This is a genomic window from Anaerobacillus sp. 63XJN7_5_ISO-PGPR-S23-430 (genome assembly GCF_056173695.1).
Genome location: NZ_CM149686.1, coordinates 4,109,735 through 4,133,444 on the forward strand (window position 1 = coordinate 4,109,735; position 23,710 = coordinate 4,133,444).

The 23,710-nt window shown below is 42.8% G+C and carries 31 protein-coding genes; 5 read left to right on the forward strand and 26 right to left on the reverse strand.

Annotation, left to right across the window (positions count from 1 at the left end):
* Positions 1–3: 3 nt before the first annotated feature.
* From AC0VYJ_RS21145 to flgB, 10 genes are read right to left on the reverse strand one after another with little or no spacing between them, the layout of a single operon-like run.
* On the reverse strand, positions 4–1,278 hold the full coding sequence (locus AC0VYJ_RS21145; protein ID WP_475366182.1) for a flagellar hook-length control protein FliK: 1,275 nt from the start codon (positions 1,276–1,278) through the stop codon (positions 4–6).
* Between the two features lie 14 nt (positions 1,279–1,292).
* Complete coding sequence (locus tag AC0VYJ_RS21150; RefSeq protein WP_475366183.1) at positions 1,293–2,138, reverse strand: MotE family protein; 846 nt, start codon at positions 2,136–2,138, stop codon at positions 1,293–1,295.
* Between the two features lie 12 nt (positions 2,139–2,150).
* Complete coding sequence (gene fliJ / locus AC0VYJ_RS21155) at positions 2,151–2,603, reverse strand: flagellar export protein FliJ (RefSeq protein WP_475367535.1); 453 nt, start codon at positions 2,601–2,603, stop codon at positions 2,151–2,153.
* A 2-nt stretch (positions 2,604–2,605) separates the two neighbouring features.
* Positions 2,606–3,925 carry a flagellar protein export ATPase FliI gene (fliI, locus tag AC0VYJ_RS21160; protein WP_475366184.1) on the reverse strand — a complete coding sequence of 440 codons (1,320 nt, stop codon included), beginning with the start codon at positions 3,923–3,925 and terminating at the stop codon, positions 2,606–2,608.
* Positions 3,915–4,712 carry a FliH/SctL family protein gene (locus AC0VYJ_RS21165; RefSeq protein ID WP_475366185.1) on the reverse strand — a complete coding sequence of 266 codons (798 nt, stop codon included), beginning with the start codon at positions 4,710–4,712 and terminating at the stop codon, positions 3,915–3,917. Before AC0VYJ_RS21165 ends, fliI begins: the two co-directional genes overlap by 11 nt.
* On the reverse strand, positions 4,705–5,718 hold the full coding sequence (fliG, locus tag AC0VYJ_RS21170) for a flagellar motor switch protein FliG (protein WP_430245159.1): 1,014 nt from the start codon (positions 5,716–5,718) through the stop codon (positions 4,705–4,707). The genes AC0VYJ_RS21165 and fliG overlap by 8 nt, the downstream gene beginning before the upstream one ends.
* Before the next feature lie 9 nt (positions 5,719–5,727).
* Positions 5,728–7,368, reverse strand: a complete 1,641-nt coding sequence (gene fliF, locus AC0VYJ_RS21175) for a flagellar basal-body MS-ring/collar protein FliF (RefSeq protein WP_475366186.1) — start codon at positions 7,366–7,368, stop codon at positions 5,728–5,730.
* A 21-nt stretch (positions 7,369–7,389) separates the two neighbouring features.
* Positions 7,390–7,680, reverse strand: coding sequence for a flagellar hook-basal body complex protein FliE (gene fliE / locus AC0VYJ_RS21180; protein WP_303532558.1), 291 nt, complete (start codon positions 7,678–7,680; stop codon positions 7,390–7,392).
* A gap of 22 nt (positions 7,681–7,702) precedes the next feature.
* Positions 7,703–8,146, reverse strand: coding sequence for a flagellar basal body rod protein FlgC (flgC, locus tag AC0VYJ_RS21185; protein ID WP_226615807.1), 444 nt, complete (start codon positions 8,144–8,146; stop codon positions 7,703–7,705).
* A gap of 5 nt (positions 8,147–8,151) precedes the next feature.
* Positions 8,152–8,541 (reverse strand): flagellar basal body rod protein FlgB, encoded by a 390-nt coding sequence (flgB, locus tag AC0VYJ_RS21190; RefSeq protein WP_430245157.1) that lies wholly within the window; start codon positions 8,539–8,541, stop codon positions 8,152–8,154.
* Between the two features lie 243 nt (positions 8,542–8,784).
* On the opposite strand from flgB, the gene AC0VYJ_RS21195 reads away from it, so the two are divergent.
* Positions 8,785–9,606: a flagellar hook-basal body protein gene (locus AC0VYJ_RS21195; protein ID WP_303532564.1), complete on the forward strand. Its 822-nt coding sequence runs from the start codon at positions 8,785–8,787 to the stop codon at positions 9,604–9,606.
* Positions 9,607–9,617: 11 nt separating this feature from the next.
* Positions 9,618–10,415, forward strand: a complete 798-nt coding sequence (locus AC0VYJ_RS21200; protein ID WP_475366187.1) for a flagellar hook-basal body protein — start codon at positions 9,618–9,620, stop codon at positions 10,413–10,415.
* Between the two features lie 49 nt (positions 10,416–10,464).
* Here the strand turns inward: AC0VYJ_RS21200 and flgL are convergent, their stop codons facing one another.
* The 15 genes from flgL to fliW all read right to left on the reverse strand — a co-directional run bounded on the left by flgL (position 10,465) and on the right by fliW (position 20,722).
* Entirely contained in the window at positions 10,465–11,343 is an 879-nt protein-coding gene (flgL, locus tag AC0VYJ_RS21205) for a flagellar hook-associated protein FlgL (RefSeq protein WP_475366188.1), read from the reverse strand.
* A gap of 19 nt (positions 11,344–11,362) precedes the next feature.
* The gene (gene flgK / locus AC0VYJ_RS21210; protein ID WP_475366189.1) at positions 11,363–12,742 is read right to left on the reverse strand and encodes a flagellar hook-associated protein FlgK; all 1,380 of its coding nucleotides are present in this window, start codon (positions 12,740–12,742) and stop codon (positions 11,363–11,365) included.
* Between the two features lie 30 nt (positions 12,743–12,772).
* On the reverse strand, positions 12,773–13,246 hold the full coding sequence (locus tag AC0VYJ_RS21215; RefSeq protein ID WP_475366190.1) for a flagellar protein FlgN: 474 nt from the start codon (positions 13,244–13,246) through the stop codon (positions 12,773–12,775).
* Between the two features lie 14 nt (positions 13,247–13,260).
* The gene (flgM, locus tag AC0VYJ_RS21220) at positions 13,261–13,521 is read right to left on the reverse strand and encodes a flagellar biosynthesis anti-sigma factor FlgM (RefSeq protein WP_194218296.1); all 261 of its coding nucleotides are present in this window, start codon (positions 13,519–13,521) and stop codon (positions 13,261–13,263) included.
* A 111-nt stretch (positions 13,522–13,632) separates the two neighbouring features.
* The gene (locus tag AC0VYJ_RS21225; RefSeq protein WP_475366191.1) at positions 13,633–14,064 is read right to left on the reverse strand and encodes a flagellar basal body-associated FliL family protein; all 432 of its coding nucleotides are present in this window, start codon (positions 14,062–14,064) and stop codon (positions 13,633–13,635) included.
* 18 nt (positions 14,065–14,082) lie between these two features.
* Positions 14,083–14,868 (reverse strand): flagellar motor protein MotB, encoded by a 786-nt coding sequence (motB, locus tag AC0VYJ_RS21230; RefSeq protein ID WP_475367536.1) that lies wholly within the window; start codon positions 14,866–14,868, stop codon positions 14,083–14,085.
* The gene (gene motA / locus AC0VYJ_RS21235) at positions 14,858–15,676 is read right to left on the reverse strand and encodes a flagellar motor stator protein MotA (RefSeq protein WP_226615816.1); all 819 of its coding nucleotides are present in this window, start codon (positions 15,674–15,676) and stop codon (positions 14,858–14,860) included. The genes motB and motA overlap by 11 nt, the downstream gene beginning before the upstream one ends.
* A gap of 24 nt (positions 15,677–15,700) precedes the next feature.
* Positions 15,701–16,072 carry a flagellar export chaperone FliS gene (gene fliS, locus AC0VYJ_RS21240; protein ID WP_303532581.1) on the reverse strand — a complete coding sequence of 124 codons (372 nt, stop codon included), beginning with the start codon at positions 16,070–16,072 and terminating at the stop codon, positions 15,701–15,703.
* 11 nt (positions 16,073–16,083) lie between these two features.
* Positions 16,084–16,464 (reverse strand): hypothetical protein, encoded by a 381-nt coding sequence (locus tag AC0VYJ_RS21245; protein ID WP_303532584.1) that lies wholly within the window; start codon positions 16,462–16,464, stop codon positions 16,084–16,086.
* Positions 16,465–16,467: 3 nt separating this feature from the next.
* Entirely contained in the window at positions 16,468–17,937 is a 1,470-nt protein-coding gene (fliD, locus tag AC0VYJ_RS21250; RefSeq protein WP_475366192.1) for a flagellar filament capping protein FliD, read from the reverse strand.
* 112 nt (positions 17,938–18,049) lie between these two features.
* Positions 18,050–18,388 (reverse strand): flagellar protein FlaG, encoded by a 339-nt coding sequence (gene flaG, locus AC0VYJ_RS21255; RefSeq protein ID WP_475366193.1) that lies wholly within the window; start codon positions 18,386–18,388, stop codon positions 18,050–18,052.
* 32 nt (positions 18,389–18,420) lie between these two features.
* The gene (locus tag AC0VYJ_RS21260; RefSeq protein ID WP_475367537.1) at positions 18,421–18,597 is read right to left on the reverse strand and encodes a YjfB family protein; all 177 of its coding nucleotides are present in this window, start codon (positions 18,595–18,597) and stop codon (positions 18,421–18,423) included.
* A gap of 70 nt (positions 18,598–18,667) precedes the next feature.
* Positions 18,668–19,798 carry a flagellin N-terminal helical domain-containing protein gene (locus tag AC0VYJ_RS21265; protein WP_475366194.1) on the reverse strand — a complete coding sequence of 377 codons (1,131 nt, stop codon included), beginning with the start codon at positions 19,796–19,798 and terminating at the stop codon, positions 18,668–18,670.
* A 225-nt stretch (positions 19,799–20,023) separates the two neighbouring features.
* The gene (gene csrA / locus AC0VYJ_RS21270; RefSeq protein ID WP_194218289.1) at positions 20,024–20,272 is read right to left on the reverse strand and encodes a carbon storage regulator CsrA; all 249 of its coding nucleotides are present in this window, start codon (positions 20,270–20,272) and stop codon (positions 20,024–20,026) included.
* The gene (gene fliW, locus AC0VYJ_RS21275) at positions 20,273–20,722 is read right to left on the reverse strand and encodes a flagellar assembly protein FliW (protein ID WP_427391409.1); all 450 of its coding nucleotides are present in this window, start codon (positions 20,720–20,722) and stop codon (positions 20,273–20,275) included.
* 197 nt (positions 20,723–20,919) lie between these two features.
* On the opposite strand from fliW, the gene pxpB reads away from it, so the two are divergent.
* Genes pxpB through AC0VYJ_RS21290 form a run of 3 tightly spaced genes read left to right on the forward strand, consistent with a single transcriptional unit; the run spans position 20,920 to position 23,329 of the window.
* A complete protein-coding gene (gene pxpB, locus AC0VYJ_RS21280; RefSeq protein ID WP_475366195.1) occupies positions 20,920–21,645 on the forward strand; it encodes a 5-oxoprolinase subunit PxpB in 726 nt (241 codons plus the stop codon).
* The gene (locus AC0VYJ_RS21285) at positions 21,642–22,409 is read left to right on the forward strand and encodes a LamB/YcsF family protein (protein WP_475366196.1); all 768 of its coding nucleotides are present in this window, start codon (positions 21,642–21,644) and stop codon (positions 22,407–22,409) included. Before pxpB ends, AC0VYJ_RS21285 begins: the two co-directional genes overlap by 4 nt.
* Positions 22,406–23,329, forward strand: coding sequence for a 5-oxoprolinase subunit C family protein (locus tag AC0VYJ_RS21290; RefSeq protein WP_475366197.1), 924 nt, complete (start codon positions 22,406–22,408; stop codon positions 23,327–23,329). Before AC0VYJ_RS21285 ends, AC0VYJ_RS21290 begins: the two co-directional genes overlap by 4 nt.
* On the opposite strand, the gene AC0VYJ_RS21295 is transcribed toward AC0VYJ_RS21290, so the two are convergent.
* On the reverse strand, positions 23,326–23,604 hold the full coding sequence (locus AC0VYJ_RS21295; RefSeq protein WP_194218284.1) for a hypothetical protein: 279 nt from the start codon (positions 23,602–23,604) through the stop codon (positions 23,326–23,328). The two genes, AC0VYJ_RS21290 and AC0VYJ_RS21295, sit on opposite strands and share 4 nt — an antisense overlap.
* Positions 23,605–23,710 lie beyond the last annotated feature (106 nt).

Genomic DNA, 23,710 nt, shown 5'->3' on the forward strand with positions numbered 1-23,710 from the left:
CTCCTAAATAGCGTAATTAATCCCACTAGATGCGCCTTCTTCTTGCTCATTCGTTACGAGTGGATTCTCTTCTAATTCATATTCACCTTTTCGCCCTTGTCGGTGCTTTCCTTGTTGAAACGCCTGACCCTGCTCCTGGCGACCATCCTGCATGAACGATTGTTGTGAGCCCTGCGGCTGTTGAACGACTTCCACTTTATCAAGTTGGATGCCCTGTTGAATGAGCGTATGACGTAGCTGGTGAAGCTGTGATTCAATCATGTCCTTTGCCCCTGAAGTCGCTGTTATAATGTGCGCTGTCACTTTCCCATCAGAAGTTGTTAGCCGAATATCAAGTTGACCGAGATTTTCTGGAGAAAGCTTAATTCTTATGTTTGTTTCATCTCCATTTTTCGATAGTTGCATGCGCTCGGTAATCATTTCACTTAGCTCCGATGCAACATAACGAGCCGGAACTGGTGTAGTCGATTCCTTGATGGTTGTTTGAGATTCATTACCTTTAGCTAGCGGAAGCGCTTCTGGCTTCTCGTCTATCTGAATTTCATCTCCAGACATTTGATCTGTCACAAGCTTCTCTTGATTATCAGCTACTTCTCCAGATACGCTCTTTTCGACGAGTGCCTTTGTTTCTTCTCCTTCAGGAACACTCTGTTTTGGAGTCTCTACTTGAACTTCAATAACTTCTCCATCTAACTGGACGTTTTGATCGGAGTCCATAACAAGTTTCTGATCTTGTTTCGGTTCAGTCGCCATTCTCTCCATCATTGAAAGAAGCTCTTTCGGCTCTTTCATCTTCAACTCTTGCATAAGCTTCATAACATTAGATGGAAGTTTCGTCTCTACCTCAAACGTTTCAGAAAGAACTTGTTCTTCATTTTGTAAGACTTGCTCGATTTCTACAAACTCACTTTTTGTAAAACCGGGTAGACTTACTTCCTCCTGTATACGATTAGCATTCACTTGTAGTGGTTCACCACTCATGTCAGTTCCTTGTTGGGCAAGCGATTTCGATAAAGAGTTTTGATCATGTTGAACTGGCGGAACATTGACAGCACCCATCATGAGAAGGTGCGCGGGGGCTTCACCACTACTATTTGTTGGCTTATTGTCTCCCTCTTCTAACTCGCTTTCGTTATGTGTCTCTGAATGCTCACTTTCACTCACATTAAGCTTTTTTCCTAAAGCACTTAATAACGTTGAAAATCCAGTTGGACTATTTTCAGTTCGAACCTTAGGCTGAACGATTATGTTTTTTCCAAGTGACTGGATAGCGTTCACTATTTCACCTCCTTTTAATTGGCTAAATCAGCTATGTAACTAGAAGAAATCGATTCTTCCATTTCTCCAAGTAACCCTGTACGCTTCTCTTCATCAAATTCTTTCAGAATGGAAAGCCCTACTTCTTTCTCCTCTTTAGACTGAGCCATCTCCGATAGGATTTGGGCCGCTTCTTCGTCAGTCATTTCTGACAAATTATGAGCTACGTCTGAAACAGAAAGCGAACTATCTTCGCGATCAATCGCATTCATCAGGAGCGTTACTCTCTCTTGCATTGCAGCAATCTCAGGATCGTCTGCTTTTTCAATATCTCTTAACGCGATCGTTAAATCTGCTGCTACAGCTGCATTCATTTTGCCTAGTACAGCGGCTTGCTCTGTGCTTCCCATTGCATCAAGCAGGAGAGCTGCCTCGTTTAACGTAAGGTTTTCCATAATCGTCGCGGACTTCGATGCTGACATTCCTTCATACGTTTTTGCTAACTCCTGAAGCTTCTTCTGACGCTCTTCCTTGTCAGCTAATTCGCTCTTCATTTCTTCAGCTAACGATTCCAGCTCAGACTGTTTTTTCTTCAGCTCGATTTCTTGCTCATCTAACTGCTTTTTCAAGTCTGAGATTTCGCCATCCTTTTGATTGATTTCTTGTTCTAGCACTTCATCTTGATTTTGATCAGTAGCCTCAGCGGTAAAATTATCTTCCACATATGCGATCGGCTTCTTACTAAGTGAAGTGGCCATTGCGAACAGATCGTATCCAAGAAACGGAAGAACAACAAGCATAACCGTAGCGATAAACGCGAGCGGCAAGAGAAAACCGTGGATGATGCGTTCTTTCCATGAACTCTTCTGTCGCTTTCGCATTCCCCTCACCCCTTAGCCGTTTCTTGCAAGCATATACGCACGTACGGTATTTAAATCATCTAGCTCATTTTGTTCAATCATTTTCATATCGTGATAAAACTCTTCTTTTCTCGTCTCTTTGATTGACTGCCACGTTTTCTCTTCTCTTACTTTAGAAGCAAGTGTGTCCTGCTGCTCACTCACTTGATGTTCAACTTGAATCAGCTGATTTCTTTTCTGGTGGAGCTGCCCCTCAAGATAGGTAATATGCTCTTCTTCCTTAAGAAGATCTATAATGGAAACCCCTTCTTGTTGACGCTCTTCCAGTCTCTGACGCATGGAAAGAACCGCTTGCTCAAGATCACGCATGGAATGCTCGATATCCACTTGTGCTTTGAGTGATTCCGCCATGTCTAGCTGTGCCTGTGATTTTTCATTTTCTTTTACATCCAAAATCCGTTGAAATGGGAATTGAAAAGCTGCGATGGTTAGTCATCCTTTCCAAATCGGGATAAAAGCCAGTCCTGACTTTCTTCAAATGAAGCCTGATCATCAATGCCCTGCTTAATATATTTCTCAATCTCCGGATGAATCGAGATCGCTTTATCAATATTGCTGTTCGTTCCAGCTTTATAAGCGCCAATATTAATAAGGTCTTCAGAAGAAACATACACAGCAAGAAGTCGCTTAAATTCTTCTGCAGACTTCATATGCTTTGGAGTCACAATTTCTTTCATCACACGGCTAACACTCTCTGAAACGTTAATCGCTGGATATTGGCCTTTTTGAGCGAGCTTCCGATCCAAAACAATATGCCCATCTAGAATCCCTCGCACCGCATCTGCAATCGGTTCGTTCATATCGTCACCATCAACTAGAACGGTATAAAAAGCTGTAATCGATCCCTGTTCAGCTGTGCCAGATCGTTCCAACAATTTGGGTAAAAGAGCAAATACGCTTGGCGTATATCCCTTACTAGTTGGTGGCTCTCCAATTGCCAGTCCAACTTCCCGCTGTGCCATGGCAAAACGTGTCACAGAATCCATCATTAGCATGACGTTCTTTCCTTGATCACGAAAGAACTCCGCGATCGCCGTTGCCGTAAGCGCCCCTTTGATCCGCTGTAGTGGAGGCTGATCAGATGTTGCCACAACGACAACCGATTTTTTAAGACCCTCTTCACCAAGATCACGCTCAATAAAATCTCTTACTTCCCGTCCTCGTTCACCGATCAAGGCGATCACATTCACATCGGCTTCTGAATTTCGAGCCGCCATTCCCATTAACGTACTTTTTCCAACGCCACTTCCGGCAAAAATACCGATCCGCTGTCCTTGACCGACTGTTAACAGCCCATCAATAGCGCGAACACCAAGCTGAAAGGGGGTCGTAATGCGGGGACGCGTCATTGGATTTGGTGGCTTTCGATTTGTGGATACAGCCTTCAGTCCACCAGGGAGATCCGAGTGATCAAGAGGTCTGCCGCGCCCATCGAGAATCGTTCCAAGTAGTGAATAGCCCACTTTCACTTCAAGTGGCTGTCCTGTCGCCACTACAAGGCAACCTGGACCAATTTCTGATAGGTCATGCATCGGCATGAGCAGAACACGATTTTCACGAAAGCCAACTACTTCGGCTTCAATTGGTTCTTTTGATGGTCCTGGATAAAGGTAGCAAAGCTCACCAATTTTAACCTCTGGACCAAGTGATTCGATCGTTAGCCCAATAACCTGTGTCACCTTGCCATACTTCTGGACCGTTTCCATCGAATGAAGCTGCGAAAGATATGGCTCAACATTAATGCTCATCGACAGTTCGCTCCTCAAACATAGCAAGCAGCTGTTTCTTCATCTCAGAAAGCTGGCTGTTAATCGAAATATCGTACGACCCGCTCGGCGTATGAACAAGTCCTGAACCGACTTCCAAGTCACTCATCGGCACAAGCTTTAAGCTCGCATTCACATCAAGTTGTTTTTCAAGCTCGTCAACCATTGGTATCACATGCTGATAATCTTCTGTTGAAACTTGAACAATGACTTCTCCACGATCCTTTATTTTCTTTAGCGTATCTTTCACCATGCCAAGCAGCGTCTCTGGTTTTTGTTCCATTTCTTTTAAAATGATTTTCTTCGCAATGGCTGTGCTTAGCGATAGAAGAAACGGTTCAGCATCCTGAATTAATTCTTCCTTCTTGTCATAAGCGCCCTTTACCAAGTGTTCCATTTCCTTCTTCTTTTCATCGAGCTCGAAATGAATTTGCTGCATGCCTGCTTCATAACCCGCTGCATATCCGCTTTCTTCTGCTTCTCGATACGTTTTCTTCGTGATTTCCTGCCACTCAAGCTCTTTTTGTTCCTGCTTTTTCTCAAGATTTTGATGAACGTTCGCTTCTTCATCTCCAAGTCTTGTTCGAATTGTATGATAAAGATCCTCTAGCCGGATCATCATCTCAAGAAGCTGCGATTTCTTTTCTTCAATTGTCGTAGTACGAGAAGGTAATATGCGATTTCGCTTTGGCTCTGCGACCGTTCGCTGCTCAATTACTTTCGGAACGGCTCGCTTCTCTCCAGAGGTTTTTCTGATGATATTAGACAATCAGATCATCTCCTCCACCGCGTGCAATCATGACATCACCTGTTTCTTCAAGGTAACGGATGACAGAAACGATGCGTGTTTGCGCTTCTTCCACTTCACGAAGCCTAAGTGGCCCCATCAATTCGATCTCTTCTTTCACCGTATCTACCCGGCGGTTAGACATGTTTCGGAAAATTGTATCCTTCACATCGTCACTCGCTACCTTAAGCGCTATAGAAAGATCTTCATCTTTCACTTCACTAATGACGAGGCGAATGGATCGGTCATCAAGCGTAACAATGTCTTCAAAGACAAACATCCGCTTCTTAATTTCTTCTGCTAGGCTTGGATCATCTTTCTCAAGCGAGCTAAGAATTGTTCTTTCCGTACTTCGATCAACACTGCTTAGAACTTGAACTATTGATTCCACACCACCAGTAAACGCATAGTCCTGCGAACCGCTAGCGTTAAGCTTACCTTCAATGATCTTTTCAAGCTGACTAATCACTTCTGGTGAGGTACTATCCATCAGCGCAATTCTTCTTGCTACATCTGCCTGACTTTCTTGAGGTAGCGAGGATAAAATTTTGGAAGATTGTTTCGCATCAAGATAAGATAAGACAAGAGCGATCGTTTGGGGATGCTCCTGCTGTAAAATGTTTAGAATTTGATCAGGATCTGCTTTTTTTGCGAATGCAAATGGCTTTACCTTTAAATTGATGCTTAAGCGAGACAAAATTTCTTCTGCCCTTTTCGGTCCTAGCGCTTGCTCAAGGATATGTCTTGCGTATTCAATTCCTCCGACGGCAATGTAATCCTTTGCTTTTACCATCTGGATAAACTCATCCACGACGGCTTCTCGCTCATCGGGCTCAACTTTGCGAAGCTCTGAAATGCCAAGCGCAAGCTGATCAATTTCCTTCTCAGATAAGTGTTTAAATGTTTGAATCGAAAGGTCAGCACCTAAAGAAGTGAGAAGGATCGCTGCTTTCTGAGTTCCTGTTAATTCTTCTAAACTACTCACCATCCAATCCCCCTACTCTTCGTTCATCCATAGTCTTAGTAGTTTCACAAACTCTTCCGGATCATTTTTTGCGAGAGTTTCAATTTCATCTTTTCCAATTAGTGCATCAGGGGTCATATCCACTTCACGTTCTTCTTTTTCCCTCGGCAAGTAGTGATCCTCTGGTACACTGTACGCCTGTTCAAATTCCATGAAGTCGTCCTCATCCTTATTTCCTTTTCGGCGGAAGAGAAGAATGATTCCACCAATTAGAAGAATACCAACGCCACCAGCTACCGCATAAATCACCCAGCTTGGAACACTGTCTAGAACAGAAGAAAAGATGTCTGGCTTTGGCTCTTCATAGTCCGTACGCCCTCTAAATTCATTCGCAAATACAGAGATACGTTCTTCAAGAGCAGCATCCTCAAGCGGAACATCACTTTCACTCAAAGACGTACGGACAACATTTTTGAGCACAGTGCGAATATCTTCTATATGAGCTGCTGTTAAACTAGTCATATCGTCAGCGACAGGTGGCTCTACACCAACGTTAATTGTAATATCATCAATCATATAAGGGCTTTCTTCGATTTCTTTATGAATACGATTCACTTCACGATTGATGCGATCTTCTACTTTTTCATAAGAGCCGTCGCCCTTGGCATCTGGGTCATCTGCATTATAGTTTGGAATCTCGCCTTCATCTGTACCCGTTCCATCCTGGGCAGCAGCTTGATCACCAGAATAGGATTCCATGATTTTCTCAACGCTAATATCAATGCCTTCACCTGTTTCTTCATCAACAGGTTCGACAAGGTCTTCCGTGCGCTTTTCTTTTGTGAAATCCACGCTAGCCATTACAGAAACAACCACTTTATCTTGTCCGAGAATCATGCCAAGCATTTGCTGTAATTCTTGCTGCATGTCTTTTTCGATGCCGTTACGAATGTCCTCTTGCTGCTGATAAGCGGATAAAGTTGTATCAACGCCGCCACTTTCGCCGTAATCAAAAGCAGTTCCGTTCTGGTCCATGATGACAATATTTTCAACAGGGAGATTCGGAACACTTTTACTTATAAGATGATAAAGGCCTGTGATTTGGCCCTGGTCAAGCTGAGCACCAGGATCCCTCGTAAGGACGATCGAGGCAGAAGCTGTCTCACCTGTTTCATCAAGCCAAACACTTTCAGCCGGTAGGGTAATCATCACTTTTGATTCCTGAATACCGCCAATTTGCTCAATTAAATAACTCAGTTCATTTTGCATCGCATCTCGCTCTACAACATCGAATTGGCGATCTGTCATCCCCATGCCCATGTTTTCACTAAAGATGCTGTAGTTAACGTTACCACTTTTTGGAATACCCTCAGCCGCTAGACTTACTTTTAAATCAGACGCCTGATTCTTTGGCACGCTGATCGTTGTTCCATCCGCTGAAACTTCTACCGGAATTCCCTTCTGCTCAATGGCCCCTTTGATCTCACCAGCTTCTGTCGGCGTTAAATTAGAATAAATCGGAGTTAAATTAGGTTTAGACATCCAAAAAACAAGGAATAGAAGCAGAAGAAGAGTGACCAGAAAAGTCCCTCCGATGAGCCATTTGGTTTTCGTTGAATAGCTACCCCATGTTTCTTTCCAGCGACTTGTAAAATTTAGTAGTTGTTGGTTCATCTCTTATCCATCCCTGACATACTACATTTGCATACGCATGATTTCTTGGTATGACTCAATAACCTTATTTCTCACTTCTACCGTTAAATTTAGAGATAGTGAGGCTTTTTGTGCTGCAAGCATAACCTCGTGAACATCCTGAACTTCTCCAGTCACAAGCTTATTCGTCATCTGTTCAGATGCCACTTGATTGTTGTTCACCTGTTTGATCGCATCCTGAAGCATCTGACCAAAATCAGCCGTTGCTTCACCCGAAGTAACCTGAGACTTCGCTTGTGTTGGAAGCTGCTGAAGTGCACTAATTGTGTTCATAAGATCCTCCTATGCCCGACCGTTATTTACCAAGTTCGAGCGCTTTCATATACATACTTTTGGTTGCGTTTAACGCTGTTACGTTCGCTTCATAGGAACGAGATGCTGACATCATATCAACCATTTCTTTCACCATATCCACGTTTGGCATTTCCACATAACCTTCTTCATTCGCATCGGGATGAGCGGGATTATAAACTAGTTTATTAGGAGCATTATCTTCTTTAATGTTCGACACTTTCACTCCTGTTGGCGCTTCGCCATTTCCCATTGCGGCTTGAAGCTTACTCTCGAACGAATTTTCCTTAAGCTCTACCACTTTTCGCTTGTATGGCTGCCATTCCCCATCGACGAGCTCAGAGCGAGTCGTTTCAGCGTTTGCGATATTGGATGAAACAACATCCATTCTAAGACGGTTTGCAGTTAAAGCTGAAGCACTCGTATTGAACCCATTAAATAAATTCATATGATTTAGCTCCCTCTAATTGCTTTCTGTAAATCACGGAACTGGCTGTTGGTCTTTTCAATCATCGCATTGTACCAGAGTTGATTTTTGGCAAGTTCGGCCATTTCAACATCCGTGTCGACGTTATTGCCATTTGATTGATTAAGTGTATTTTGATCCGTTTTGACAACGGTCTTTGATGCATTATTTTCGTTACTAAAAGGGACGTGTTTGGGGTTGGATTTGTAGCTCTGCAGATTCTTTGTTGCATCCTGCAGGGTGTCTTGAAATGAAACGGTTTGACGTTTGTAATTAGGGGTGTCAACATTTGATATATTTGATGTGATAGTACGCTGCTGCACCATCGACGCATTCAATGCTTGTTCAAGCGGTCTAATCGATTGAAAAACGTTCACGAAGCTTTTCACACTCCTTGTATAAAACTGTTTTTAAAGTTAAAAAATGGATACAAAACCATAGTTATACTCATTCGACAATTTTTTCGTTAGTGATAGCATAGCATTGTCAAAAATAATAGTAAATGAGTGTTTTAACCTAAAAAACGACTTTTTTCACTTAATTTTCCCATATTTAAACGGTATAATAGAGTTACAAAATTCAATGTACGCGTTCGATAGTACTACGATGGGAGCGAAATAATGTTTAAAGGCATGTATACGGCAACATCCGGTATGATGGCAAGCGAGCGAAAGCAACAATTCTTAACGAATAATTTATCAAATGCCGAAACACCGGGCTTCAAACAGGATGAAGCAACCTTCCGTTCCTTCCCTGAATATCTACTAAAAGAAAGAAATACGAACACACCTACCCCTAACTCTTCCATTGGCACTCTTCAACAAGGCGTCTATACACAAGAAGGCATTCCTAATTTCTCAAACGGTTCCCTTAAAGAAACGAGCAAACAAACAGACATGGCTCTCAACGATGAGAACCTTCCAATTGATGCAGAAACCGGTAAAAAAGGCCTACTTTTATTCGGTGTTCGCCTTGAAGATAATGACATTCGCTATACACGAAATGGAAATTTCTCAGTAAATGAAGATGGATTTCTAACAACGAGCGAAGGATACCAAGTTCTTGGGGAAGATCTTCAGCCAATTCAACTCAATGATGATTCTTTTACAATGACCGACGATGGAACAATTCGTGAAAGAAACGGAAATGAGCAACAAATATGGATTGGCTATACGGGCGATCCATCCAAGCTAGCACAGCAAGGAAATGGTGTCTTCGAATGGGAAGGTAATGAAAATGATGCACCGAGAAATATCCAGACGACAGACATCAACCAGTACGCCGTGAAGCAAGGATTTCTCGAAGGATCGAACGTTGATATGACGACCACGATGACCGATATGCTGAATACTTATCGTTTATATGAAGCAAACCAAAAAGTACTACAAACTTATGATCAAAGCATCGACAAGTCAGTCAATGATGTTGGTCGCGTTTACTAGGAGGGTTACGATTGAATATCCAGATGGCCACAGCCTCTTCTTCACTTAGTCAGACACAAAAGAAAATAGATACAATCGCAAATAATATTGCGAACGTGAATACAGCAGGGTACAAAAGCCGTGAAGCGACGTTTCAAAATCTATTAACTCAAACGTATGCGAACCAAACAGGTGAGGCGACGGAGCCTGGAAGAGAAACACCAGAAAATCTTCGCGTTGGTTTCGGCTCAAAAATCGGCTTAACAACCCTTCGTAATGAACAAGGATCAGCACAAGAAACTGGCAGAGATCTTGACGTCATGCTTGAAGGAGAGAACGTCTATTTCCGAACTCAAAATGGTGATAGTATTCACTACACAAGGGACGGATCATTCGAACTACAAAATCAGAATGGGACTTTGTCACTCGTGAATAGTAGCGGTAACCCGATTCTAGACACGAGCGGAAATGCGATTACATTTAACAGCGATCCGGCTAAACTTGCCATCTCTGATACTGGAGAAATTGTGGGGACGGATGCAACTGGAAATGAACAAACCTATCAACTTAGCATCGCCAAGATTAATCGGCCCGAGGCTCTCACCAATGTGGGAGGAAATGAATTCTCTCTTCAAGATAATGAGCAGCTTGAGCTTGTCGCTCCTGGGGAAGAATTTAAAACGAGACAGGGATTTCTCGAAATGTCGAACGTTGATCTAGCGAACGAAACGACCGAGATGATCTCAACCCAGCGGTTACTTCAATTCCAGAGCCAGGCGATAAAGATGGCCGATGAAATGATGGGACTGGCGAATACGATTAAGAGATAAATGAACTAGATAACCAAAACCCCTCTCACAAATGTGAGAGGGGTTTTGGTTATCTAAGAAAGTCTAATAGAGAAGGCTGAATGATCTTGGCACTTGCCGCAAGGGATGCCTGATAGACGCTTTCTTCCGTTTTAAGTTTCATGATGGATTCCGCAAGATCCACATCTTCATTTTTAGAAAGGAATGATTGAACGGCTAGATTCTCATCCTTCAGACGCTGGTTCATACTTTCCACTCGAGATTGACGAGCGCCCATACCGGTCCAGCTTGTCAGAACCTGTTCTGCGCCTTCTTCTATTTTTCCAAGGACGGTATTCATGCCTTCTTTATCTCCACTTGATAATGCCGTAGAAAATTCATCAAGTACTTTGAATAAATTCACCTGACCATCAAATACTTCCCCCGCATCAACGTTAATCTTCACATCGCTAAATGGAGAAATTCGCTGATTGATGGACTGGTTATCAAAAGATACATTCCCATCCTGGTCAATTCCGACGGGTTGATCCGTTTTCTGTCCATTAAAGATGTATTTTCCATCAAGCTTCGTATTGGCTAAACCTTTGAGTTCTTCCCTTAACTGCTTAAATTCTTTTGCCATTGTTTCCAGCTCTTGAGCTGAATTTGTGCCATTCGAAGCCTGTACGCCAAGCTCACTAGCTCGCTGCATCAAGTTCGAAATACTACTAAGCGATTGTTCCGTCATCTCCATCCATGACATCGCATAATCGGTATTCCTCTCATACTGTTCATTATCAGCCAGCTGCGACGATAGCTTCAGTGATTTTTCCGTACCCATTGGGTCATCAGATGGCTTGTTGATACGGGTACCAGTCGAAACCTGCTGATTGGCTTTTTCGAGATTGGTAAGGTTTCGATTCATTTGTGTCACCATGTTACTTGATAACATTTGTTGAGTAATTCGCATTCGATAACTCCTTCTCCGGCTAGACGCCCATCCGGTTAATAATCACATCTAGAAGTTCATCAGTCGTACTAACATATCGTGCTGCAGCGTTATAAGCATGTTGGAACTGAACGAGGTTGGCCATTTCTTCATCAAGTGAAACACCGCTGATTGACATTCGGTTGTTATTGATGGACTGAAGAACGGACTCATGATTATTCACCGTACGCTCAGAAGACTGCGCATTTGAGCCAAGACGTGAAACAAGCGTGCTATAAAAATCGTTGACATTCGTATGTACCTTATCGTTAGATCCAGAGATATCAAACGTAAAGCTCTGATCTTTCAAATTGCTGATCGCCATTGCAATGTCACCATTGCTCGGAGCATCGTTTCTTGAAGAGGCGCCAAGCGTAGCAGGATTCGCTTTCACGTCTTTCGTGATGGTCGTTTGTTCAAGAAACGTGTTTCCAGTCCCATTCGTGTCAAAGAGGGGCTTACCTTGTTGCATTGTTCCATCTGCATTTCTAACCAACGAAAACCCTGAAGATAACAATTCATTCATTCCTGAAGTATGAACGGTTTTCCCACTTGCATCGACCGTATCCTGTCCTTTAACTAGCTGCTCAAACATTCCGTTCAGGTCATTTTTAAGCTGATTTGTTGTCGTAAGGGAATCTTGAATGCCCTTCAATTTCCCGCCAGTAGGATTAGTTTGATCAAACGTAACCGACATTTCTCCATTCGGTTGTTTTTGAACATTAACGTTGATAAGGCCGGATAATTCATCAATAAGCTGATCGCGATGGTCCATTAAGTCGTTTGCGTTTCCGTTCTTCACGATCTCTTTATTTAAACTATCAATCTGAGAATTAATTGAGCTGATTTGGTCTTTTACAGCGGCTTGTTGTTTACTTAAACTATCTGCTACGTTTGTTAGTCCTGATTGAAACGACTTCGCTTGATCAAGGAGCTCTTCTGCTCGACTCACAACAACGGATCTGGCTGCGTTACTATCTGGATTCGAAGCGAGATCTTCCCACCCTGACCAAAATCGATCCAATGAAGCGCTTAGTCCATTTTTTCCTGGCTCACCCGATAACGCTTCGATCTGCTGCAGCGTATCTAGCTTCATAGATTCAGAACCTAGCATGGCGTTCCGCTCGCGGTATTGACCATCGAGGTACTCGGAACGAATTCTTTCAATCGATTGAACACTTACACCAGTACCAAGCTGAGAGGAAACACTTCCTGTTTGATAGGAATAAGGGAGGGCAGAAGTTGACTGCATATCAACACGCTGTCTTGAATACCCAGGTGTATTTGCATTCGATATGTTATGACCTGCCGTTGTTAAAGCAGCCTGCTGCGTATATAAACTTCTTTTCCCAATTTCTAAACCATGAAATGTTGATGTCATGCTTTCACGTCCCTTTCCTCACCTGATCTGTCAGGCCTTTGTATCAAAGTAACCTCTTGGTGCTGCTGTCTTCTTTTGATTGGGCCTGCCGTAAGTGATCGATTGTTCTCTCGGAGTCGTCAAATGACCGATCATATGGTGAATAAAAGCCATTGCATCTTTCAAAAGCTCCTCATTCTGTTCATTTAATCCTTTTAGCTTCTCCGCTTGCTGCTTTAACTCGTTGGCTCTACTTTCGACCATTCGTTTGACAGCTGGGCTAAGCTTACCCAATACTTCTTTGAGCGTTTGCTCCTGATCTCCTGCAAGTTCAGAGGTTAGCTGCTGGCGTTGTTCTTCTAATAAATTCAACTGGAAAAGAAGATCTTTTTCACTCTTCATAATATCTGTTAAGCTCTCCATGTCCCGTTCAATAATCGCTTCATGCTTCCGTTCAGATAGCGGTATTAATGTCTCATGCAATTGAATCATTTCGCTCAAAACCGTAATTAACTTTTGCCCCATCGTGCCGCCTCCTGTTAGAACCACTGATCAAACAGCTTCTCTGCTGTTTTCTGACTATCGACACGATACGTACCTTCTTCAATCTGCTTCTTTATTGCGGTTACTTTGGCTTCACGCTCTTGTTCCGTTTTCATGTCGTATAGTTCTCTCGCTTTGTTTGAGATTTGAAGCTCATCTTCTCGAGGAGCCTTTTTGACCTGCTCCACTTTCGTAACAGGATTATGCTTCTGGTAAGGGTTTACAATAGGTGGTGCTGACGGTTTATTGACATTCATATCCGGTCACCTCTTTCCGACAATTTATAATACTACTCCTATTCTATTATTCGTACCCTAATTTGAGGATTATACCGTTATTATCGGAAAATTTCTTAAAAAGTTAACCGCTTACTGAATTTTAAAGTCCGTTACAAGAACACGCTCTACTTTTCCATCTTGTAGAACAGTATTAATCTCTGCTTGAACTGCTAAGGTAAACCGCTTCAGACCCTCTGAACCCTTGAGATCTTCTTTCGATAAACCAGCCAGTATCGAAATAACGATAGCTTTTAATTCAGGGTTACGTACTTCTAACTCCTTGTAACTTTTTTCGTTATCCGCAAGTAAATTTAATTGAACAACCGCATAGTTTTCTGAAGATAAATTTGTTGTTAATGGTTCCATACTGTAACTTCTTTCTGCCAGTTCTTCCGCAGTTGGTTCCTTCTCCTGCTGTGCAATCACTTCTTTTAAATTGATATCAAGAAAAAGCACGGCTGCTATCGCTCCTGCACCAACGATTCCTAGTGCCGCTAGGAGGATAATTACGACTCGTTTCACCTTATCCACCCCATTATGTTAATTCTGAACATTATATGGAAGAATCAAAACCTCAACACGACGGTTCTTCGCTCTTCCTTCTTGTGTTTGATTGGTCGTCACCGGCCGATACTCTCCATAACCTGTAAAACTAAATAGCTTTGGGTTTAACTTATTATTTTCTAATAGCTCTGTCATAAAATTCAGCGCTCGTTCAGAGCTCAAATGCCAGTTTGATTCATATTGAGACGTTTTAATGGGCCGATCATCTGTATGACCTGTAACAGTAATACGACGAGGTGGGTCTGTCACAAGAAGAGAAGAGATTTCCTTCGCAAGCTCCTTCGCATTTCCTGTTAAATCAGCTTTCCCACTTTTAAATAATGCAGCTTCTTTAATCGTAATCAATAGGCCCTCTTCAGTTAATTTCGTTTGAAGGAACGAGTCGAGTTCTTGATCTGCGATATACTCATCAATTCGCCCTTTAAGCGCTTCAAGCTTATTCAGATCCTGCTCTAGCTTTTCTTCCTCCCGCTCTTCTTCCTTCTCGTCATTCTCATCCGGGTCTTCGTCTTCTGTTAACCCGACGAACGATCCATCCTGTGGCTGCATTGTAGAAGGCTCGCTTTCCATGACTCCAGTTCCGCCATTCAACACTTCTTCAAAAGATTGAGTAATCGCTTCATATTTCTTCACATCAACCGTACTTGCCGCAAAAAGAACGATAAAGAGCGCTAGAAGAAGAGTGAGCATATCTGCGTAAGGAATGAGCCAGCTTTCGTCAACATGTTCTTCATGCTCCTCATGCCGTTTCTTACGCATCAGCGCCTACCCCTTCTCCTACTCCGGCCTCGTTCCCTTTCTTTGGTTCTTCCAGATTACGATCTTTACTTGGTAAATAGACAAGTAGTTTATCCTCAACCATTGTAGGAGATGCGCCAGATTGCACAGCTAGCAATCCTTCTAACATAATCATCTTAATGTGCGCTTCTGCGCTTGATTTACGCTTCAGCTTATTCGCAAACGGATGCCAGAGCACATACCCTGTGAAGATCCCAAACAACGTTGCAATAAAAGCTGCCGCAATCGACTTACCAAGAAGCTCCATATCTCCAAGATGACTAAGCGCAGCAACAAGCCCAACAACAGCCCCGAGTACTCCAAGTGTAGGAGCGTATGTACCCGCTTGTGTAAAAATACCCGCTCCCATTTTGTGGCGGTCTTTCATTGCTTCAATGTCTTCTACTAGAATTTCCTCAATCGCTTCATGAGAATGCCCATCGATCACCATTTGAAAGCCACGTTTCAAAAAAGGATCCTCGATTTTCTCAAGACTATTTTCAAGTGAAAGCAGTCCTTCACGTCGAGCAACCGTTGCCCATTCACGAAACATTGGAATCAGCTCTTTTTCGGTTACAAGCTTTTGATTTGAGAAAATAATTTTTAATAGCGTTGGAAACTTCTTAATTTCATAGAATGGAAAAGCGATTAATAAGGCCGCTGCTGTCCCAACAAAAATGATGACGAGGGCAGCGGGGTTTAATAGAGCTGCTGGATTCGCTCCTTTTAGAATAAGTCCTCCTATCAGAACGAAAAAGCCAAGCAGTACTCCAAACAGAGATGTTTTTTCCATTGCATTCACCCTCTTTGTTTCTCGTTATTTCATTTGTTCCATTGCTTCTTTCCACGTGTTGCGGAAATCTTCAGCTAATCCCTCTATCTCTTTTAACTTACCTAAATCATTTGCTATATTAGCTGAAACGAGCTCCGAAATCATATACTCATAGAGTGGATCGAGCGACGACGATAGTTCAATTTCCATGTTCAACGAACTCCGAAGCTCTTGAAGAATGTTTTGCGCTTTAATGATGTTCGTATTCTTCGCTTCGATGTTCTTCTTTTCCATCGCCATCGCTGCAAGACGAATAAACTTAATGCATCCGTTGTACAGCATTAATGTTAATTCCTGTGGAGATGAGGTTGTCACTGCATTCTGCTGGTACGTTTGATAAGGATTTTTCATTGCCATATCCGTTCCTCCTATTTACGCTGATCGAAAAATGCGCCGTCGCTGTAAGCCTGTCCGCTCTTATACTTACTCGTAGCTGATTTGCTCTGCTGAAATCGTCTCATCTGATCTGAAAAAGCAGCATAGAGCTCAGAAAGCTTTGGTTGAATGGTTTCTTCAAGACCACTTAGTTGCTCAAGTAAATGCTTCTCATCCTCTGACCACTGATCTCCTTCATTTTTCATAGCTAGATCAAGCAATTTAATCGTCTCTTCTCGACGGTTAATCATATGATTAATCCCCTCAAGCTGATTTAGTTCATTATCATCCATCGAAGGATTCAATTCTTCAAGCGATTTTGCAATTTGATTTGTCACAACGTGCATCTGATTTAGTGCATCAATTCTTCTCATCTTCTACATCCCACCAAATAAGTTTTGTTGTACCCACATACTTTGTTGATTCATTTTATCCATTGCCGTTTCCATTGCCGTAAACTGTTTCCAGTAACGACTTTCAATTGTCGCAAGCTTATCTTCCCATGTATTCATTTGCTCATCTAAGTTTTTTAATCTCGTTGTTAGAAAACTACTATCAATGAGTGTTCCCGGGGTTCCAGCCTTCTTCCCAAGCTGATCGATGCCTTTGTTGACGCTATCGTAAAGCCGGTCACCAATGCCATCAGTCCCACTCGTAAACAAATTCATCACTTCTTCAGGCTTCTGTTCAAGCGCGCTCTTTAGCTTCGCATCGTCAATAAATAGCTTCCCGCCGTCTTGATAAGCGCCCGTGTTAATTCCGATTTGGGAAAGCATATTTAGCTCACCGGAAGGAACACCGCTTACAGGAGACATCCAGGCATTACGCATATCACTTACAATGCCTCGAACGGTTGAATCGCTTTGAAGTAAACCGCTTTTCGCTTTTTCTTCCCAAAGCTCAATTTCTTTATCCGTTAAATCTTCTCGCTGCGCATCCGTTAGTGGTGGAAAATCTCGATACTTCTTTTCCGTTAATAGCGTCTGCGTTTTATCAACGAACTCGTTGTATTTCTCAACGAACGATTTAATCATATCGAACGGCGCCTGCGTGTCACTTTGAACGGATACAGTTGCTGTTCCTTTCTGAACGAGATCGAGCTTCAGGTTATTAATCGTTGTCGCATTTGTCTTCAGGTTATCGACAGTAATTCCATCAAACGTAACGGAACCGTACTTCCCCTGAGCTGTATTCGCTGCACCGCCGAGAATGCGATTTTCTATATTTGTGTCGCTAAACCCGCTTAGCGTAAATGATTCATCTCCACCCATTGCTTTAGAAGAAATGAAAAAGCGCGACGTTGTATTATCGAAGCTCGCTCTCATACCGAGCGATTCGCCTGTGCCATCATCTACAGCACCAGCGATTTTTTCAGCAAGGCTTTTGAACGTATCAGAAGCGGTAATGTTGATCGATGCCGTTTGACCTTTGCTGTTCGTTATCTGAAACGATGCTGTCTCAGTTGATTTCAATACTTTATCTGTTCCTTTTGCTGCTGTGCCTGCATCATTCATAATCGCCTGTCCAGAAGTTAGCTTCGCACTTTGCGCTAGCTCATTCACCGTTACGTCATAGGAACCTGCTAGCGAGGCTGAGGTTGCCGTTGCTTTTACAGCTGTACTAGATGAAGTCGATTTATACGCATTGTAGCCAGACTGCAAACGCATCGATGAAGCTGCAGTTCGCATATCAGACATCATTGTATTTAGCTCACGGTACGAATCCTTTTGCCACTCGTACGTTTGTTTTTGTTGAGATAGCTTATCGAGCGGAACCCGCTCCGCCGTCATCAGATCTTTCACCATCTGATCGATATCCATTCCCGTCGCTAAGCCGGAAATCCTCATGAACATCTCCTCCGTTCATTCCTCTTATTCATACTATCGGCAGGGGAACCTAAGAGTTTAAGGTGTAATTAGACCTAAATAAAGAACTCTCAACTTGAGAGTTCCAGAGAAGTTATATTTTTTGATCGACTAGAAAACCGAGTAGTTCAGCTGTGGCCGCATAGCGATCAAGAAATTTTTTAGAAGGTATTTCTTTTAACACCTCGTCCGTGTTCGTGTCGATGACTTGGACGTAGTATTCATTTAATTTATCGTGAAGCTGGAATTTGAGGTTTGTTTTTGCAGGTTCAATAAAGTCATTCAGTTCTTTTAATCGAGTAACCAAAGCTTCTTTTGTAAATAAAATTTCTTCACTATCAGTGTTTTGGGGACTTTGGGGCTCAGTTGGAATTTCCGTTTGTTTTATGTGGGGTATCATCCCCGAAGTAGGTGGAATTTTGGATACTTCCATCGTGTTCTCTCCCTATCTTAGGAGGCCAGGTTCTACCCTTTGATGTTCACGTTGTTCCCAATATGCGGCTGAACCGATTGCTCCAGCATTTTAATAAGGTCATTGGATTGATTTTCAGCTTGATTCATAGCAGTTTTCGTCAGGGATGTTTGGACTTGCTGTTGGACTTTGGATTGGTTTAATACGATTGAAAGGGCAGCTATATCTATAGAGCGTCACTCCTTTTTATAGAAAAAGACCTTAGAAGAAGATCTAAGGTCTTTCGGTGAATTTAGTTAATTAACGAAGAAGTTGAAGAACTTGTTGTGGAGCCTGGTTGGCTTGTGCCATCATTGCCTGTGCTGCTTGAGCCTTGATGTTTTCCTTCGTCATTGTCATCATTTCTTTTGCCATGTCTACGTCACGGATACGTGATTCCGCAGCTGTTAGGTTTTCGGAAGATGTATTTAGGTTGTTAATTGTGTGTTCTAAACGGTTTTGATATGCACCCATTTTTGAGCGTTCATCTGAAACTTGCTTAATAGCATCATCGATAATTTGAAGTCTGGAATTAAAGTTTTGAGCTGAATCGGTAACATCTACATCAGATACATTTGCACCCGCCCCAGTTCCTAATGCTTCAGAGCGCATATCGTTAAATTGCAAATTAAGTGTCTGGTTTTTATTGGAACCAATTTGTAGTGTAGCTGAGTTACCAGTGGTTTCAATAGTATTTGAATCAATGGCAACAGCCGAGTAATCTACAGTAGCTGTTGAATTCAACTTAATACCTAACTTATCAAAATCTAGAGTTCCAGAATGACCAGTAGCGTCCGTCACTGAAATTGTTTGAGTTACTGATCCATCAGATAAAGAAATGGAATTAGATCCAGCAGTTGTATCAGCTGTAATAGTAAAGGATGCTCCTGTAGCGGCAGATGAGGCATTAATGCTTACTCCTGCGGCGGCAAGACCTACTTCCGCTGAACCTGTTCCAGCGTCTTTAACCCCTAGTGTTCCAGTTAATAATTTTTTTCCATTAAATTCAGCTCTATTAGAGAGATCTGTCATTTCTGTGGATAATTGATCAATTTCTTGTTGAATTTGTTGTCTATCTTCATCTGAATTTGTGTCATTGTTACCTTGAACAACAAGTTCTCTCATTCTTTGCAACATATCGTGAGTTTCTGTTAAAGCACCTTCAGCAGTTTGAATCATCGAAATTCCGTCTTGGGAGTTTCGACTAGCTTGTTCCAAACCACGAATCTGACCACGCATTTTTTCTGAAATAGATAATCCAGCAGCATCATCAGCCGCTTTGTTGATACGCAAACCTGAAGACAACTTCTCCATTGAACTACTCGCTGCATTTTGGTTTACATTCATCTGACGGTACGTATTCATTGCTGAAATATTATGATTAATAATCATTCTAAATCTACCTCCATGTAATTGGTTTTATCAAGAAAATCCACATCCGTTTGGACTTCCTAACACCACTATTATCGGCAGGGGTTTTTAGATGTTTAATAGTTTTCTGAAAAATAATTAGAAAAACTTGGATTGGTGTCAAATTCTAGCGATAGCCATCGTATTGCTAATGTTTTAGTCCTAAAATGGAGAGTCATTCTTAAAACATAAAAAAGAACCGCCGCCTTATGACTTCGGTCCCTTTGAACTGTTACTCTTCTGAAACTCCTTCAAATCCTCTAAGCTAAACTCCTGCATCGCCGCAAGCTTATTCTCCGATTGAATCGCTTCATATACTTCTTTTCGGTGGATGGCGATATTCTTTGGCGCTTCTACACCAAGCTTCACCGTGTCACCTTCAATGCTAATAATCTTGAGTTCAATCTCATCGTTAATGACAATCGATTCGCCCTTTTTACGTCCGAGTACGAGCATTTATTCACCCTCCTCTGTGGTGACTTGCTTCAATAGAGGTTCTTTGATGCCGTACTCCTGCTTCAGTACGAGCTGCTTTCCTGTGTGTTCCGCTGTATTAAAGATGAGCGGAGCTTTTAGATTCATTGTTGCGTCTTTTAATGATCCTTGAACAGTAAGAATCGAGAGCACCAGTGCATGGGCTGGATCGGTTAAATTGAGCTGAGCGAGCGTGCTGTCATCAAGGTTTACTTCATAATTTGGATAAAAGGAAAACGGATCTGCGAGAAAGAAGCAAAGACCGCTTTCTTCAGTTGATTGTAAAAAGTAAAAAGGAGACTCATCTTTGTCGTCGGCGGGTAAAAGACAGTAAGTTCTAAAGTGCTCAAGGCCGGGAATGCCACTTTCAAATGTGATCAGACGATCATCCGTGACGTCCATTTCTCCAAAGCGTGCAGTATGTAATTTCATAGCGATCTCCTTTGCTGATCAGTGTCTACCCTCATTATAAGGCTTATGGCGCTTTTTTCCATGGATAATTTGTTGTCTTTTTGAAATTTCGGTAAACTTAAAGGGACAGAAATCCGATCAACTGGTGTAAAAAATGGAATCTCTTCGAAGTTCTATTCTTAACTTATAAAAAGAGATTAACGAAAGGAGCACTAATCATGGAGATCACCTTTCAACCACTCGGTGAAGCGGCTGTGAAATGCTGTTTTCAGGAGGATATATCGCCTGCTCTTACTGATCAAATTCAAGCGTTTTGTCGGAAGCTACGTTCACAAAAAGGTACTGGTCTTATAGAATGGGTTCCTGCTTATGATTCTGTCGCTGTTTACTACGATCCATGGGATACTTCTTATGAGAAGATCACTGCATTGCTTCAAAACTTAGCGGTTGTAATTGACACAAAGAGCCATCAAGTAAAAAATGTGATCACCATTCCTACCTTTTATGGTGGCGACTATGGACCTGATCTCGAAAATCTCGCCAACACCAACTCCCTAAGTCCTACCGACGTCATTAACCTACATACAGGTGCAAGCTACCTTATTAACATGATTGGTTTTTTACCAGGATTCCCCTATTTAAGCGGGCTTGATGAACAAATCGCTATGCCTCGTCTTGAGAGTCCAAGGAAGTCTGTGCCAGCCGGATCTGTTGGCATTGCGGGGAGTCAAACGGGCATTTATCCGCTTGACTCTCCTGGAGGATGGAACTTAATTGGCCGCACACCGCTTCGATTGTTCGATCCTGAAGAAGACGAGCCATTTCTTTTTGAACAGGGAGATTATTTACGTTTTAAATCGATTAATGAAGAAGAGTACAAGCGGATTCAGCGGGAGGTTGAAGATGGCACTTACGAATTTGAACGCAGGGAGGGGTTCGAATGACGTTTCGCATTGATTTAAACAGCGATCTTGGAGAAAGCTTTGGCACCTATGTGGTCGGTCAGGATGAACAGGTTCTTGAGCTCGTATCGTCAGCGAATGTGGCTTGTGGCTATCATGCCGGCGACCCGCATATTATGAATAAAACAGTGGAGTGGGCGAAGGAACACCACGTTGGGATTGGGGCGCACCCTGGATTTCCAGACTTAGTTGGGTTTGGACGCCGACACATGAACATCACGCCAGAGGATGCTTACTCCCTTGTTCTTTACCAGATCGGGGCACTGCACGGGTTCTGCAGGGCGCATCAAGTGCCGCTTCAGCACGTGAAACCGCATGGGGCGCTTTACAATATGGCTTCGAAGGATCCTGAGCTTGCGAATGCGATCGCGCAAGCCGTAAAGGATTTTGATTCAGAGCTCATTCTATTTGGGCTTGCGAATTCAGAATTGATTCGCGCTGCGCAGGACGCTGCACTCCCTTATGCTTCTGAAGTTTTTGCGGATCGAACGTATCAGCCTGACGGGTCGCTTACCCCTCGCGTTGAAAAGAATGCTATCATTCGAGACGAGCAAGCGGCGATTGAACAAGTGATTCAAATGGTGAAAGAAGGAACGGTAACGGCTGTGGATGGTACAATCATTCCGATCGAAGCTGATACCGTTTGTGTACATGGAGATGAACCATCGGCGCTTGCGTTTATTAAAGCACTTCGGAAACGATTTAGTGAAGAAAACATCGTGATGGAAAGGATCGGAAACCGATGAAGTTATTTTCAGTCGAAAAGCCAGGATTGTATACGACGTATCAGGATTTAGGACGGGTTGGATTTTTGAAGTACGGGGTGCCCGCTTCCGGAGCTCTCGATCGCTTTGCCCTTCAGGTTGGCAATATTCTAGTCGGGAATAAGCGCGATGCGGCAGGACTTGAGGTTACGATGCAAGGACCTGAACTGATTGCAGAAGAGTCTTTTGTGGTCGCTGTAACGGGAGGGGATTTGTCTCCCATGGTGAACGGAAAACGGATTCCGCTCTGGAAATCTGTGCATATAAAAAAAGGACAGGTGCTAGAATTTGGTCAGCCGCGACATGGGGTTCGTGCTTATCTGACCGTTTCAGGTGGCTTCCACTCAGAAAAATATATGGGAAGTCGCTCCGTTTATGAGCCAGCTGGTCTCGGACGTCCCCTTCAAAAGGGAGAAGAACTCGTTGGTAAACCTGTGAAACAAAAAGCAGGAACCGGGCTTTTTTTCACCGAGATTCCTGATTATGATCGTGATATTGAAGTGCGCGTCGTGAAAGGACCACACCATGAACAGATTTCAGCTCACATTGTGGAACAATTTTTCGCTTCCACTCATGAAGTTTCACCTCAATCCAATCGAATGGGTTATCGACTTCATTCTGATTTGGAAACAAATCATGAAGCGAACGTCATTTCTGATGGAGTTCCGGTTGGCGGCATCCAGCTGCCTGGGAACGGTCAGCCGATTATCTTGCTTGCGGATCGACAGACGACAGGTGGGTACACACGGATTGGAACGGTGATTGGTCCTGATTTGCCACTTATTGCTCAGCTACCACCTGGTGGGAAGATCCGTTTTACAGAAGTAACGGTGGAAGAAGCACAGGAAGCGGCGAGACAGACTGAGCGAAAGCTTCGTATTTGGGAGCGAATCCAACGCTAGTGCAGTCGGAGGTAGCTGTGGAGCTCATCCTTCACAAGCTCCCCCTGATCCTGCTCGTTCATTTGCAGGTGGTAATGATCTCCTTCAACCTCCGCTTGGAAATTATAGAAGCCTTTTTGATTCAAATATTCGCTTAGATCTTCAATTTTCTCACAGTGAGAGAACAAAATTTTATCGCCCACATAATCGTCGTTTACATATACGTTATAAGCATCATGTGCATTTTTTATAGCATCAGCTTCTGCTGGATAAAAAAACGGGATTGGTTCCGGCATTCTGTCTCCCTCCTTTCTTTAGGGATTACTATCAATTTGTCCCTTCACGCCTTTTTTATGTTGGAAAAACATTCTTATACGCTAGTATGTTTAATCCTTTAAGCAT

Excerpts from the sequence above, each read along its gene's own strand:
- AC0VYJ_RS21150 (WP_475366183.1), bottom strand. The coding sequence starts at position 2,138 with ATGCGAAAGCGACAGAAGAGTTCATGGAAAGAACGCATCATCCACGGT.
- fliI (WP_475366184.1), bottom strand. The coding sequence starts at position 3,925 with ATGAGCATTAATGTTGAGCCATATCTTTCGCAGCTTCATTCGATGGAA.
- fliG (WP_430245159.1), bottom strand. The coding sequence starts at position 5,718 with ATGGTGAGTAGTTTAGAAGAATTAACAGGAACTCAGAAAGCAGCGATC.
- fliF (WP_475366186.1), bottom strand. The coding sequence starts at position 7,368 with ATGAACCAACAACTACTAAATTTTACAAGTCGCTGGAAAGAAACATGG.
- fliE (WP_303532558.1), bottom strand. The coding sequence starts at position 7,680 with ATGAACACAATTAGTGCACTTCAGCAGCTTCCAACACAAGCGAAGTCT.
- flgC (WP_226615807.1), bottom strand. The coding sequence starts at position 8,146 with ATGAATTTATTTAATGGGTTCAATACGAGTGCTTCAGCTTTAACTGCA.
- AC0VYJ_RS21195 (WP_303532564.1), top strand. The coding sequence starts at position 8,785 with ATGTTTAAAGGCATGTATACGGCAACATCCGGTATGATGGCAAGCGAG.
- flgL (WP_475366188.1), bottom strand. The coding sequence starts at position 11,343 with ATGCGAATTACTCAACAAATGTTATCAAGTAACATGGTGACACAAATG.
- flgK (WP_475366189.1), bottom strand. The coding sequence starts at position 12,742 with ATGACATCAACATTTCATGGTTTAGAAATTGGGAAAAGAAGTTTATAT.
- AC0VYJ_RS21215 (WP_475366190.1), bottom strand. The coding sequence starts at position 13,246 with ATGGGGCAAAAGTTAATTACGGTTTTGAGCGAAATGATTCAATTGCAT.
- flgM (WP_194218296.1), bottom strand. The coding sequence starts at position 13,521 with ATGAATGTCAATAAACCGTCAGCACCACCTATTGTAAACCCTTACCAG.
- motA (WP_226615816.1), bottom strand. The coding sequence starts at position 15,676 with ATGGAAAAAACATCTCTGTTTGGAGTACTGCTTGGCTTTTTCGTTCTG.
- fliS (WP_303532581.1), bottom strand. The coding sequence starts at position 16,072 with ATGGCAATGAAAAATCCTTATCAAACGTACCAGCAGAATGCAGTGACA.
- AC0VYJ_RS21245 (WP_303532584.1), bottom strand. The coding sequence starts at position 16,464 with ATGAGAAGAATTGATGCACTAAATCAGATGCACGTTGTGACAAATCAA.
- fliD (WP_475366192.1), bottom strand. The coding sequence starts at position 17,937 with ATGAGGATTTCCGGCTTAGCGACGGGAATGGATATCGATCAGATGGTG.
- flaG (WP_475366193.1), bottom strand. The coding sequence starts at position 18,388 with ATGGAAGTATCCAAAATTCCACCTACTTCGGGGATGATACCCCACATA.
- AC0VYJ_RS21265 (WP_475366194.1), bottom strand. The coding sequence starts at position 19,798 with ATGATTATTAATCATAATATTTCAGCAATGAATACGTACCGTCAGATG.
- csrA (WP_194218289.1), bottom strand. The coding sequence starts at position 20,272 with ATGCTCGTACTCGGACGTAAAAAGGGCGAATCGATTGTCATTAACGAT.
- fliW (WP_427391409.1), bottom strand. The coding sequence starts at position 20,722 with ATGAAATTACATACTGCACGCTTTGGAGAAATGGACGTCACGGATGAT.
- pxpB (WP_475366195.1), top strand. The coding sequence starts at position 20,920 with ATGGAGATCACCTTTCAACCACTCGGTGAAGCGGCTGTGAAATGCTGT.
- AC0VYJ_RS21285 (WP_475366196.1), top strand. The coding sequence starts at position 21,642 with ATGACGTTTCGCATTGATTTAAACAGCGATCTTGGAGAAAGCTTTGGC.
- AC0VYJ_RS21290 (WP_475366197.1), top strand. The coding sequence starts at position 22,406 with ATGAAGTTATTTTCAGTCGAAAAGCCAGGATTGTATACGACGTATCAG.
- AC0VYJ_RS21295 (WP_194218284.1), bottom strand. The coding sequence starts at position 23,604 with ATGCCGGAACCAATCCCGTTTTTTTATCCAGCAGAAGCTGATGCTATA.